This is a genomic window from Pseudomonas sp. TMW22080 (assembly GCF_022496745.1).
GTDB lineage: Bacteria > Pseudomonadota > Gammaproteobacteria > Pseudomonadales > Pseudomonadaceae > Aquipseudomonas > Aquipseudomonas bubulae.
The window spans coordinates 670,996-683,889 of sequence record NZ_SCFF01000003.1 but is presented as its reverse complement, the minus strand read 5'-3'; the positions used below and the strand labels follow the sequence as shown (position 1 = coordinate 683,889).

Here is a 12,894-nt window from a genome sequence, read left to right as displayed (position 1 = left end):
TCGCGCCCTCTTTTTTACCTTCAGATGCTTACCCGCCCACCATGACCAAACGTGAAGCTCCAATCTACAAGGTGATTTTCCTCAACCAGGGCCAGGTGTTCGAAATGTACGCCAAGCAGATCTATCAAAGTGATCTGTGGGGGTTTCTGGAAGTAGAGGAATTCGTCTTCGGTGAGCGCACACAAATGGTTGTCGACCCCAGCGAAGAAAAGCTCAAGGCTCAGTTTGAAGGTGTGGTGCGCAGCTTTGTGCCGATGCACTCGATTGTCCGTATCGATGAGGTTGAGCGGCTGGGCACGCCTAAAATCAGTGAAGCCCGTGGTGTCAGCAATGTGATGCCGTTTCCGTTTCCGATGCCGGACAAGTAAGGGCTTTTCTTTCCCTTCCCGCGCTCGCAATCCCTTCATGGCGACAGCAAGTCCCCTTGTCGATACGCCTGCGCCCCGGCGACATGGGCAATGGTCATTCCCGCAGTCGCCATGCGCCGCAATGAGCGGACATAGAGCAAGCCTTCGCGTTGACAGACCACTGGAGTAATACGGTCCGTGATGGGGTCAATGATGTCTGCCACCACAGCCCCCGCCTGCAGGTAGTCACCCACTTGCGCATAAAACACCAGCAAACCCCCCGTGGGGCTGTTCAACGGCTCGACGCCCGCTAGCGGGGTCGGCGGGTTGAGCAATGCCGGAAGTGCTTTTGGCTGCCCTTCGACTGCACCCGCATGGATCAAGTAGTCGATCAGCGCCTGGCTATCGTCACGCGCCAGTTCGTGGGTCACATCCGCCACCCCTCGCAGCTCAACGGTCACGGCAAAGCTGCAGCACGCCAGGGGGAAGCGTGGCGCAAAGCGCGCTTGCATCTGCGCCCAGAACAGGGTGAACCATTCATCGAAGGACTGCCCGCCCGACTCGGTGGCCATAAAGCAGGCTCGGGCCCCCAGGTAACGGGCCAGGGGCTCTACCTGCGGCCAGAAGGCCGGGGCCAGGTACAGGTGCTGCACGGCTTCGAAGTCGCAGTGCAGGTCCAGGACCATATCGGCATCGCACGCCAGGGTCTGCAGGGTCTGACGCAGGGCCTGCACGTGGGTCAGCGGCTGCGTGGCGACCAGGACACGGCGCAAGGCTGAGCGAATCAGTTGCGTGTTGTGCTCTGGATCCTGGGTCAACTGGCCCTCGACACTATCGCCCACCTCCTGACTGACATCCACAAAGAAGCGGTTGAAATTCTGTCGGCTTTCGTTATCAAAACGCCCCTGGGGCACGTCCATCAGCACCTGCTCCAGCCCCGCCGGGTTGGCCACGGGCACCAGCACTATGTGCTTGCGCAACAGGCCGGCCTGCTCGAGCTCCAGCATGCGCTGCTTGAGATGCCAGATCACCAGCATGCCCGGCAGCTCGTCCGCGTGCAGCGACGCCTGGATATAGATTTTCCCGTGCTCTGGCGCTGGTCCGTAATGAAAACTATGGATTTGCCGACAGGTGCCCGGTACGGCGGCCAGCACATCATGACGTTGGTGGTGCATGGGGGTTCTCCTATCGGCGCGGGCCGAGAAATGCCAGCCAGCGCCGCTCGGCCAGGCGAAACAGTCCCACCAGGGCAAAGGTGGCGATAAGGTACAGCCCGGCAGCGATGACAAACGAAGGGAAGGTCTGAAGGGTGGCCGCGTTGGCATCCCGGGCGACTTTGAGAATGTCAGGGACCGTGGCGGTGAAGGCCAGGGTGGTGGAGTGCAGCAACAGGATCACTTCGTTGCTGTAAACCGGCAAGGCGCGGCGCAGTGCCTGGGGCATGACGACGCGACGGTAGAGCTTCCAGCCATTGAAGCCATACGCCCGGGCAGCTTGTACCTCCCCCCGGGCGATTGAACGGATCGCACCGGCGAAGATTTCCGTGGTGTAGGCGCACGTATTGAGGGTGAAGGCCAGCAGGGTGCAGTTGATGGCATCGCGAAAAAATGCGCCCAGCAACGGCTGCGACTGAACGGCGGCAAGGCTGTAGATGCCCGAGTAGCAGATCAACAGCTGGATATACAGCGGCGTGCCGCGAAACAGGTAAGTAAAGCCATGCACCGGCCAGCGCACCCAGCGGTTTTCAGAAACCCGGGCAATGGCCAGCGGGATCGAGAGTACAAAACCCATGCCGATGGAAGCAGTGGTCAGCCACAAGGTCATGGCCAGACCGCTGATCTTCTGGCCATCGCTATACAAAAAAGGCTGCCAATACGACAGCAATACTTCGATCATCGCGCACCCCGCTCGAACCCCACGGCGAAGCGCCGCTCAAGCCTGTGCAATACGCTGTTGGAGGCAACGGCTATCAGCAGGTAGATCACTGCCGCCAGCACCAGGAAGTTAAACAGTTGAAAACTGCTTTTTCCCGCGTCGCTGGCTGCCTTTACCAGCTCGGCCAGGCCGATGATCGACACCAGCGAGGTTGCCTTGAGCAGCACCAGCCAGTTGTTGCCCAACCCCGGCAGCGCAAAGCGCATCATCTGCGGGAACAGCACACGACAAAAACACTGCATCGGGCTCAGGCCGTAGGCCCTGGCAGCCTCAATCTGCCCAAAGGGCACTGCGAGAATGGCGCCGCGCAAGGTTTCGGTGAAGTAAGCACCGTAGATAAAGCCCAGGGTCATCACCCCGGCAGTGAAGGCATCTATCTCTATATAGGCCCAGCCCAGCCTGTCCGTGAGTTGGCCGAGCCAGGTTTGCAGGCCGTAGAAGATCAGCAGCATCAGCACAAGGTCGGGCACGCCGCGGATCAGGGTGGTGTAAAGCCGGGCCATCCATCGCGCCGCACGGCTTGTGGATAACTTGGCTCCTGCGCCCAGCAGCCCCAGAAACAGGCTCAGCAGCAGTGATATCAGCGCCAGCTTGATCGTCATCCAGGTTCCCAGTGCCAGCAATGGCGCGTAAACCTGAAGGCCGCTCATTTATTGCTGTACAGAACAAGATCCCCGAAATACTGCTTTTGCAGCCGTGCGTAGGTGCCATCGGCATGCAGTTGGGCGAGGCCTTTATCGAGCATAGCCTTGAGTGCTTGATTGCCCTTGAGGATGCCAATGGCGCTGGTGCCCGGCATCAGGTCGCTTTCAATCGCCTTGCCGGCCTCAAAGGCAGCACCCTGGGGAGAGCGCAAAAAGCCCAGCTCGGCTTGAACCAGATCCTGGAGGGCCGCGTCCAGTCGCCCGACTTGCAGATCAGCGTAGGCCCGATCCTGATCCGGGTATGCCACGAGTTTCGCCCCGGCCTTGGCCAGCACCGCCTTGGCATAGACCTCCTGGGTGCTGCCCTGCAGGTAGCCGATGGCTTTGCCTTTTACCGCCTGCAGGCTGGCATCCAGGCCAGCGCCTTTTTTGAACACCAGCGCATTGGGCGTGGTCATCACCTCGGACGAGAAATCAATGACCCTTTGCCGCGCCGCCGTCACCGCCATAGTGGCCAGAATGCCGTCGATCTTGCGAGCATTGAGGCTGGGGATCATGCCGTCAAAATCGATTTCGACCCACTTGCAGCTCGCCTGCACGCGCTCGCACAGGGCGTTGCCCAGGTCAATTTCAAAGCCCACCAGTGAGCCGTCGGCACTTTTCGAGGCAAAGGGCGGGTAGGTCGGGTCGGTGCCAAAACGTATGACTTGGTAATCCTTGGCCAGCGCCGGGGCAATGACTACGACACAAGCCAGTACGGCCACCACCAGCAGTGCCAGCATCCACAGTATCTTTTTCATGGGTTGATTCCTTATTGTTGTTGTAATAACCGCCCGTCGGGTCGCTATTACCCGTCGGGCGACAGGTTGACCACTCAAGAAAGAACTCAAGGCGCTGGCCAGTCTTCCAGCGCCACCAACTCCCGGCGCATGCGAAGCAACCCGGGGGGGGCGTCGAACTCCCGGGCAAAGCGATGCCCGGAGTACACCGCGGCAGCAATTGTGCCCGGAGCCAGGCAATCACCGATCTGGATCACCTGCTGCACACCCCGGGGCTCGGCCTGCAGGGCGTCGAACAGACCCTGCTCAGGCTCGCGGGAGGTCACCAGCAGCACCCCTGCGGCAGGAATGAAACGCGGGCGCCCGGTGTAGGTGCACGCTGCCTGTACGCCGTACGGCGTGAGGCTGCACAGCGTATGGGAGGTGATGATGGTGACATCCAGTTCCAGCAAGCGGCGCTGGATCCGGTGCTGTTCAAGGGTATTGTGGGTCCAGGGTGCAACATCTGCGGCCGGGGTGACATACAGCACCTCGACTCCCCGGGCAATCAGGCTCTCGGCCAGTACGCTGCCCATGTAGTAGTGGTCATCGTCGAACACCACCACGGGCGAAGGCAGCACAGCGCCTGCCATCACATCATCCGGCGTGAATACGGGCAGGTTTTCCAGCCCAGGGAGAGGCTGGCGCAACACACGGCCCAGGCCATCGTTGCGCCAACGCGAACCGGTGGCGACAAACACGTGGCTGGCTTCAATGTCGAGAACGTCCTGCACTTCAAGGCGGCTTTCACGGTAGATCTCGACATTGCCCAGACGGCTCAAGGCATCCACCCTGTAATCGACCACCCGCGACCAGCTCGCCAGCCCCGGTAGCCGGGACTCGCTGGCCACGCGTCCGCCCAGGGTGCGAGTGGCTTCAGCCAGCATCACTTCCAGGCCGCGAGCGCCGAGTACCCGGGCACACTCAAGACCGGCAGGGCCTGCGCCGATTACCAGCGCTCGCCCCTCGGCACGCCGGACCGGAACCTGCTCCGGATGCCAGCCGCGTCGCCATTCCTCGCCCATAGTCGGATTTTGTGTGCAGCGCATTGGCGTGCTGGTGTGATCGCCGCTGACGCAAACATTGCAGCCGATGCACTCGCGAATTTCGTCGGTGCGCCCCTGGTCGATTTTGTTGGGCAGGAAAGGATCGGCTATAGAAGGGCGGGCCGCGCCGATCAGGTCCAACACCCCGCGGCGCACCAGCGAGGCCATGGTATCGGGCGAGGTGAAACGTCCTACACCCACCACCGGCTTGCTGGTCAAGGCCTTGAGCCCGGTGAGGAATGCCTCCTGATAACCCTCTGCGGCAAACCGCGAGGTCACGCTGTCATTGGCCCAGTCGGCAACATTGATATCCCAAAGATCCGGCAGCTCGGCCAGCATGGAAAACACTTCGACGCCTTCGCTGTCCCGGGTCAGGCCGGCGCAGCCCTGCTGCTCGTCAACGGCCAGGCGCACGGCAACGGCGCAGCGGTCACCGACGGCATCCCGGGTGTCTTCTATCAACTCGCGCAGCAGGCGCACACGATTGAACAGCGCTCCGCCATATTCATCCGTGCGGCGATTGTTGCGTTGCGTCAGAAAGTGGAACGGCAAGCCCAGATCATGGCCAGCGTATACATAAATGATGTCAAACCCTGCATCACGGGCACGCAAGGCCGCAGCCCTGTGCAGCTCGCGCAGTTGCTTGATGTCGGCGCGGCTCATGGCGCGGGCCTGCACCGGGTCGTAGCCGCGCACGGGGGTATTGGAGGGGGCCCAGGGGATTTCGCGGCTGGTGCGATTGGGCGCGGAATAGCCATTGAAGGCCAGTTCCACACCCGCCAGGCTACCGTGCCGGTGAACCGCGTCACACATGCGGGCCAGCGCCGGTATGTCGCGCTTGTCCCACAGGCGTGCTTCGATATAAGGCGAGAATTCGCTCAAGGGGCTGATTTCGCACTCTTCCGTGCAGACAACACCCCACCCGCCCTCGGCCTTTATTGCGCGCATACGTGCCATAGCCGAAGGATGTACATGCCCCATGCCATTACAGTGCGGTACCTGGTAAAAACGATTGCGCGTACGCACGGGCCCTATCTGGACCGGCTCAAACAAAATGTCATATCTCGGATCACGCACAGGTATTCCCCCGTGCCCAAATAGATCGACGCATTTGATACAAAAACAAAGAACAGCGCGTCAATCAAATGAGCACACTATTGCCACGTTTAAAGAGTGAACTGCGTGATGACACGCCAATAGCTACTGCGCAGCGCAAGACCGTGGGCAGCGAGAGGAAATCATGAGTTGTTTCTTGTAACGGGTCAAACCCGTTAAATCGAGGGTCGCGGCCTATCATCATATTCTGTTCAAGGCTCTAAAACAGGGCTTTGAACAATGATGGGCATAATAATCATGGGTGAAAACAACGTAATCAAGTTAACTTAAGCTTAAGTAAGGTTAATCTTTATTTGGCGTAAGAATAATTACCTAGATATATATTTAACAGCTTCAAGCTGCAGCGCTCAGCCCATGAATCACCCCGTGTGCATAATGCATAAGACGAGGATGGTCTTCACGTAGCGTTTGAGGTTGTGCAGGCGCAGCATTAAGTTGAGTTGGGTAAAAAATGTTTTCGGTGGAGGGTTAAGTGATGCGCTATGAAAAATTCATGCGTCGCTCTATTAGTGCCACTCACCATCAGTCGAGTCATGCCCTATTACGGAATAACATTCTTGCGGACTTTGGTGGCTCACAAGCACGCGAGTGACCTGGCGTTGATTTCGTATGTGCTGGCGATTTTTTCTGTAGTGGCCGTGATGCTTTCAATGTCATTGGGGGCGACGGGTAATTTAATCGCTGAACATTCGGATGACATCCAGGAAAAGCCGTATCCGGCACAGGCACGTTGTCGCCAGCAAACCAGTAAGGGTTTGAAATCAGGGCAATGGTGAAAACGGCGAGCGGGCGTCGGTAGATTGCAGCTCCTGCAAATACTTGCGGAAGATCTGTCCGAGTATCTGGGTAGCCGTTTCGAGCTGGTCGCGCGGCATTTGCTCGGCCACCATGTCGGCGGTGTCCAGGGCGTCTTCGGCGCCGTTGACCGCAGCCATTTTCAGCACGATATAGGCCTGAATGTTGTTGGCCGGCACGCCTTCGCCTTTGAAAAACATGGTGCCGAGCTGGAACTGGGCCATGGCGTGGCCTTGCAGCGAGGCTTTTTCGAAGTAGCTCAGCGCCTTGTTGAAGTCTTGCGGGGTGTTTTTACCGTCGTAATAGAACTCGCCCAACTCGTATTCGGCTTCTGCATCCCCGGCTTTTGCCGCCTCTTCACAGGCTGCAAGCGCCTCGGCGAGGTCCTCAGGCTGAGTATTGAGGGTGCAGCGACCCATCGCTGGGATCAACAACGAGTTACCGCCTGCCTGGGCAAGCAACGGCTGTAGGAGCAACAGGCAGCCCAGTGCAAGGGCGCGGCCGGTGCGGTTCATGGGAATCGACGTACCTCTGGATGACGGGTTAACCCGATCATGGGATGTATAGGCGCGCATTATGAAATAAGCAGAGGCAACCTTACAAAGTCTTTACTCGTTTTTCTGCTGCCTGAGCGCGATATCCATTGATTTAAGACGATTATGGACGGGTGGGCTAAAAGATCTGCTCATTACTGGCATAAAAAAACGGCAAGGGCGCTCGCCCTTGCCGTTTCTTGGATTATTTCAGTGCAGCAAATGCGCGTTCTGCGGCGTCCAGGGTCAGTTGCAACTCGGCTTCGCCGTGGGCGATCGAGGTGAAACCGGCTTCGAAGGCGCTGGGTGCCAGGTATACGCCTCCTTCGAGCATCAAATGGAAGAAGCGCTTGAACAGGTCGGCATCGCTGGCCATGACGTCGTCAAAGGTGACAATGTCATCGGCGCCGCTGAAGTACAGGCCAAACATACCGCCGGCCTGTGTGGTCACGAAGGGGATGCCGGCCGCGTCGGCGCGCTGTTGCAGGCCATCGAGCAGGCGGGTGGTGTAATCGCTCAGCTCGGCGTGGAAGCCCGGGCGGCTGATCAGGCGCAAAGTGGTCAGGCCGGCGGCCATGGCCAGCGGGTTGCCGGACAGGGTGCCCGCCTGGTAAACCGGGCCCAGCGGCGCGATGTGCTGCATGATCTCGCGTTTGCCGCCAAAGCAGCCGACGGGCATGCCGCCACCGATGATCTTGCCGAAGGTACTCAGGTCCGGAGTCACGCCGTAGTGGGCTTGGGCACCGCCGAGGGCGACGCGGAAGCCGGTCATCACTTCGTCAAAGATCAGAACCACGCCGTGCTGGTCGCACAGGCTGCGCAGACCTTCAAGGAAGCCTGGCGCAGGCGGCACGCAGTTCATGTTGCCGGCAACCGGTTCGACGATGATGCAGGCCACGGTGTCGCCGACTTCGCTCAGCAGCTGTGCAACCGCGTCGATATTGTTGAACTCGGTGGTCAGGGTGTGCTTGGCGAAATCTGCCGGCACGCCAGCCGAGCTTGGCACGCCCTGGGTCAGCAGGCCGGAACCGGCTTTTACCAGCAGGCTGTCGGAGTGACCGTGGTAGCAGCCTTCAAACTTGAGGATATTGTCGCGACCAGTGAAGCCACGGGCCAGACGGATCGCGCTCATGGTCGCTTCAGTGCCGGAGCTGACCATGCGCACCATTTCCATTGACGGTACGATGGAGCACACCAGATCGGCCATTTCGGTTTCCATGGCGGTCGGGGCGCCGTACGACAGGCCGTGCTCCAGTTGCGCACGTACTGCGTCCAGCACGTCAGGGTGGCTGTGCCCAAGAATCATCGGGCCCCATGAGCCGACGTAATCGACATAACGCTTGTCGTCCTCGTCAGTCACGTAGGCGCCTTCGGCGTGTTTGAAGAACAACGGCGTGCCGCCCACGCTTTTGAAGGCACGCACTGGCGAGTTCACGCCACCGGGAATGTGTTTCTGGGCGTTGGCAAACAGGGTTTCGGAACGAGACATGGTGGGCTCTCTCAGAATCAGGATTCGGTATTTAAATAGACAACAAGGTGTTGAAGGCCTTGGCGCGCAGGGTGACTTCCCGGGCGCTTTCGGCGCCAAACAGGCCATGCACCACGGCCAGCAGGTCGGCACCGTGGGCCACCAGCGGCGCGGCATTGTCCAGGGTAATTCCGCCTATCACGCAGATCGGCAGGCTGAGGCGGGCGCGGGCCTGGTCCAGGGTCTCAAGGGTAGCGGTTGGCGCCCCGGGTTTGGTGCTGGAATTGAAAAAGCGGCCAAAGGCGACATAACTCGCACCTTCTTTGGCGGCTTGCTCGGCCAGTTCGACCTGGCTGTGGCAGGTCGAACCGATAATTGCCTGTGGCCCCAGCAGGGCGCGGGCAGGGGTCAGCGGGCCGTCGGTCTGCCCCAGGTGCACGCCGACACCCAGGCGGGCGGCCAGCTCGCCATCATCGTTGATGATCAGGTGTGCCTTGTAGCGTTCGCACAACCCGCGCAAGGCTTCGGCCTCGCGCAGTCGGCGGGCGTCGTCAGTGCTTTTGTCGCGATATTGCAACAGGGTCAGGCCGCCATCGAGGGCCGCCTCCACATAGGGCAGCAGTTTGCCAGCCAGCAACTGGCTATCAGTGATCGCATACAGGCCGCGAAGCGTCATGGGGTGAGCCTCATTGGTTACGAGCAAAAATCCAGCGGCAAGCGGCGCGGTACAAATTGCCCTTGCCCCAGTTGCTCTGCATCACGCAGGGTGCGCCATGTGTAATTGAGCGCGGTTTGCACGGCGCTGACCAGTTCTTCACCGATGGCCAGGCGCCCGGCCAACGTGCTGGCCAGGGTGCAACCCGAGCCGTGGTAACTGCCCGGCAAGCGATGGCAGGTAAAGGTGTGGCGGCTGCCGTCGCGGCTGTACAGGCGGTTATGCACTTCGTGCTCATCACCGTGACCGCCGGTTATCAGCAGGTGCCGACAAAATGGCAGGAGTTTTTCAGCGCACTCATCGGCGCTGCCATCGGGCAGTTCGGCCAGGATGCGGGCTTCGGGAAGGTTGGGGGTGGCAATGGTGGCCAGGGGGAGCAGGCGTTCGCGCATGGCGTAACCCACTTCGTCCTTGCCCAGTCGTCCGCCACCGCCTGCACGCAGCACCGGGTCACAGACCATCGGCAGATGCGGATTGGCCTGAAGCAGTTCGACTACGGTATCGACCATCTCCAGTGAACCGAGCATGCCCAGCTTGACCGCCGCAACGGTGGAGTCGCCGAGCACGGCATCGGCTTGCGCCAGTACCCACTCGCGATCCAGCACGCGGAAGTCGCGGACATTGACAGTGTTCTGCACAGTCAGGGCGGTCACTACCGGGGCGGCGTGACAGCCTTGAGCCAGCAGGGCTTCGATATCTGCCTGCAAGCCGGCACCACCACTGGGGTCATGGCCGGAGAGACAGAGGACAACGGGGCGAGAACTGTAGATATTCATGGTGCGCGAGCTTACCACCAAACAGTTTTTACGGGCGCTTGCTCGGTGTCAGGTTAGCGGAAGTTTGTAAGCCGTTGCCTGGCCTTAAGAATCTTCGGTCTCAGCGCTTATTTAGCTCTGTAATGCCCGTACTAGAGCCTTTGTGATGAATTGTTAGATGGTGTGTATGTGCCATTAATGGCTATGTTAAAGTGCCTTCAAATTATTAACCGGTCATTCGGTCGACGCGATCTCAAAGGGAATATGGGGTTGCCCGCGTCTTCGAGTGAGCTACGTTGGGGCTGTATGCGCTATTTGCTGATGATGTTGTTGGGCTGGCTACCGATGCTGGCCAGCGCAGTCGCTTTTGACGAATCCACACAAAGCCTGCCCTTGGGCCGCGTGATGCAGGTGTTCGAAGACGCGGGTGGCGAAGCGACTCTGGCAGATGTCACCGCACACGGCGAACTGTTCGAGCCCCATACCAAAGACACGCTGAACAAGGGCTACTCGCACTCGGCCTTCTGGATCAAAGTGGATTTGCACTACCAGCCACAAGACCCGCAGGTGCATCGCACCTGGCTGCTGGAGCTGGCATACCCGCCGCTTGATTCCATCGAGCTTTACCTGGCAGACGCCGCGGGCAATTACCGGCTGGCCGAGCGAACGGGTGATGCACTGCCCTTCGACAGTCGTCAGATCAAAGAAAATAATTACCTGTTTGAGCTCAACTTCAGCCCGGGGCAAAGCCAGACGGTGTACCTGCGTCTGGCCAGCCAGGGTTCGGTTCAGGCGCCGCTGACGCTATGGTCGGCCCAGGCCTATCTTGAAGAGCAGCCCGTGCGGATTTACATCCTGGGCCTGATTTATGGCGTGTTGCTGGGGATGCTGGTCTACAACCTGTTTATTTACCTCAGCGTGCGTGACACCAGCTACCTCTACTACATCTTTTATATTGCCTCGTTCGGCCTTTACCAGCTGTCGGTCAACGGTGCGGCAGTGCAGTACTTCTGGCCTGACAGCCCGTGGTGGGCCAATGCCTCCACCCCGTTCCTGATTGGTGCATCGGCGTTTTTTGGTTGCCAGTTCGCCCGCTCCTTCTTGCACACCGCCTCCCACAGCCGCTGGCTTGACCGGGCACTGATGTTGCTGATGGGCGTGGGTGCTCTGGTGATGGTGCTCGCGCTGACCACCAGCTATGCCGTGTCGTTGCGCCTGGCCACCGGCCTGGCGCTGGCGTTTATTGTCACCATTTTTACCGCTGGTGTGGTGGCATGGGTACGTGGCCTGCGGGTCGCGCGTTATTTTGTGATCGCCTGGTCGGCCTTCCTGCTCGGGGGGCTGGTCAATACGCTGATGGTGCTGGGTTACCTGCCGAACGTTTTCCTGACCATGTACGCCAGCCAGATAGGTTCGGCAATCGAGGTGGGGCTGCTGTCGCTGGCGCTTGCCGACCGGATCAACGCCATGCGTGACCTGCAGGCGCGTACGCTGCAGGAATCGGGACAGAAACTGGCCGCCATGAACCAGCAACTGGCCCGTACCAACCAGCTCAAAGACGAGTTTCTGGCAACCGTTACCCATGAATTGCGCACGCCCATGAACGGTGTCATTGGCTCTCTGGAATTGATCAAAACCCTGGACATGAGCCCTGAGCTGGAGCAGTACACCAAGACTGCGCAAGGTTCAGCACGAGAAATGATGCACATGGTCAATGGCATCCTGACCCTGACCGAACTGCAGGCCGGACGACTGGTCGCGCAACCCCGGCCCTTCAGCCTGAATGAACTGCTGCAGGGGCTGAGCGATCAGTTCAGGCCGGCGGCACGCAGTAAAGGGCTGGAGTTTTCGTACGAAGTGGGCCGCAATCTGCCGGATCAATGGGTAGGTGATGCGGATAAAATTCGCCAGTGCATGGAGTGCCTGCTGGATAACGCGATCAAGTTCACCCGTGAGGGCGGGGTGATTTTGCGTGTTACCGGTAAACCCGCAGAGACCGGGCGCTGGGCGCTGGCGTTCAATGTAATCGACAGCGGCATTGGTTTTGTTCACCAGGAAGAGGCCGAACTTTATCAGCACTTCTTTCAGGTTGATGGCTCCATGACCCGTGAATATGGCGGCCTGGGTATCGGCCTGGCGATTTGCCGGCGCCTTGTGGAACTGCTCGGCGGGCGCCTGACCCACCATTCCCAGCCGGGGCAAGGCTCACAGTTCCAGCTGTTGCTGGAGCTTGAACCCTCGGTGCAAACCCCGTCGCACACGACTCATTCGGCGTTGCAGCTGAGGGCGCCCGGGGAGTGTGTGGTCTTGCTGGTAGAAGGCCCGGAAAACCCTGTGGTAGTGCGCGCCATGTTGCTCAAACTGGGTTATCGCGTGCTCGGCGTTGACACGGGGCAGGCGGCCATAGAAGCGTTGCGCCGCGAGCGGGTCGATGCGGTGCTGCTGGCGTGCCCGTTGGCCCAGGTCTGTGCTACGTCGATGGGCAGCCAGCTGCTGACATTGGCCGCCTGTGCGCAGTTGCCCGTGCTGGCGCTGTTCGAGTCGCAAGCCCAGGCGCAGCAAGCCCGCGAGCAGGTCGACGGGATCACTGATTATCTGCTGAAACCGCTGCGTTTTGAGGACTTGCAACAGACCTTGGCGCAACGCCTGCTGATCGACAATAACGATAAAAACGCCGAGTTTTAGGCGTTTATGCCCCTTGTTTAGCCGCAGATGCGTGCTT

12 protein-coding genes are annotated in these 12,894 nt (G+C 59.7%); 3 read left to right on the top strand and 9 right to left on the bottom strand.

The features are described from left to right. The first annotated feature begins 41 nt into the window (after positions 1-41). Positions 42-368, top strand: coding sequence for a DUF1820 family protein (locus EQV96_RS13430; RefSeq protein WP_016779282.1), 327 nt, complete (start codon positions 42-44; stop codon positions 366-368). A gap of 35 nt (positions 369-403) precedes the next feature. Here EQV96_RS13430 and EQV96_RS13425 read toward each other — a convergent pair whose 3' ends face one another. The 5 genes from EQV96_RS13425 to EQV96_RS13405 all read right to left on the bottom strand — a co-directional run bounded on the left by EQV96_RS13425 (position 404) and on the right by EQV96_RS13405 (position 5,867). Beyond that, positions 404-1,522, bottom strand: a complete 1,119-nt coding sequence (locus EQV96_RS13425) for a succinylglutamate desuccinylase/aspartoacylase family protein (RefSeq protein ID WP_095023451.1) — start codon at positions 1,520-1,522, stop codon at positions 404-406. A 10-nt stretch (positions 1,523-1,532) separates the two neighbouring features. Further along, positions 1,533-2,243 (bottom strand): ABC transporter permease, encoded by a 711-nt coding sequence (locus EQV96_RS13420; protein ID WP_240882110.1) that lies wholly within the window; start codon positions 2,241-2,243, stop codon positions 1,533-1,535. Continuing rightward, positions 2,240-2,932, bottom strand: a complete 693-nt coding sequence (locus tag EQV96_RS13415; protein WP_095019043.1) for an ABC transporter permease subunit — start codon at positions 2,930-2,932, stop codon at positions 2,240-2,242. Before EQV96_RS13415 ends, EQV96_RS13420 begins: the two co-directional genes overlap by 4 nt. Continuing rightward, a complete protein-coding gene (locus EQV96_RS13410; protein ID WP_095020948.1) occupies positions 2,929-3,726 on the bottom strand; it encodes a transporter substrate-binding domain-containing protein in 798 nt (265 codons plus the stop codon). The genes EQV96_RS13415 and EQV96_RS13410 overlap by 4 nt, the downstream gene beginning before the upstream one ends. 86 nt (positions 3,727-3,812) lie before the next feature. Then, positions 3,813-5,867, bottom strand: a complete 2,055-nt coding sequence (locus EQV96_RS13405) for an FAD-dependent oxidoreductase (RefSeq protein ID WP_340068449.1) — start codon at positions 5,865-5,867, stop codon at positions 3,813-3,815. Between the two features lie 572 nt (positions 5,868-6,439). Here EQV96_RS13405 and EQV96_RS13400 point away from each other — a divergent pair. Next, entirely contained in the window at positions 6,440-6,682 is a 243-nt protein-coding gene (locus EQV96_RS13400; RefSeq protein ID WP_133143810.1) for a hypothetical protein, read from the top strand. On the opposite strand, the gene EQV96_RS13395 is transcribed toward EQV96_RS13400, so the two are convergent. The 4 genes from EQV96_RS13395 to EQV96_RS13380 all read right to left on the bottom strand — a co-directional run bounded on the left by EQV96_RS13395 (position 6,668) and on the right by EQV96_RS13380 (position 10,193). Next, positions 6,668-7,216, bottom strand: coding sequence for a tetratricopeptide repeat protein (locus tag EQV96_RS13395; RefSeq protein WP_094999416.1), 549 nt, complete (start codon positions 7,214-7,216; stop codon positions 6,668-6,670). The two genes, EQV96_RS13400 and EQV96_RS13395, sit on opposite strands and share 15 nt — an antisense overlap. 223 nt (positions 7,217-7,439) lie before the next feature. Next, complete coding sequence (gene hemL, locus EQV96_RS13390) at positions 7,440-8,723, bottom strand: glutamate-1-semialdehyde 2,1-aminomutase (RefSeq protein WP_095019041.1); 1,284 nt, start codon at positions 8,721-8,723, stop codon at positions 7,440-7,442. A 31-nt stretch (positions 8,724-8,754) separates the two neighbouring features. Next, the gene (gene thiE / locus EQV96_RS13385; protein ID WP_094999414.1) at positions 8,755-9,378 is read right to left on the bottom strand and encodes a thiamine phosphate synthase; all 624 of its coding nucleotides are present in this window, start codon (positions 9,376-9,378) and stop codon (positions 8,755-8,757) included. A gap of 17 nt (positions 9,379-9,395) precedes the next feature. Beyond that, on the bottom strand, positions 9,396-10,193 hold the full coding sequence (locus EQV96_RS13380) for a hydroxymethylpyrimidine/phosphomethylpyrimidine kinase (RefSeq protein WP_094999413.1): 798 nt from the start codon (positions 10,191-10,193) through the stop codon (positions 9,396-9,398). 285 nt (positions 10,194-10,478) lie between these two features. Here EQV96_RS13380 and EQV96_RS13375 point away from each other — a divergent pair, with 285 nt between their 5' ends. Next, positions 10,479-12,857: a hybrid sensor histidine kinase/response regulator gene (locus EQV96_RS13375; RefSeq protein ID WP_095023448.1), complete on the top strand. Its 2,379-nt coding sequence runs from the start codon at positions 10,479-10,481 to the stop codon at positions 12,855-12,857. Positions 12,858-12,894 lie beyond the last annotated feature (37 nt).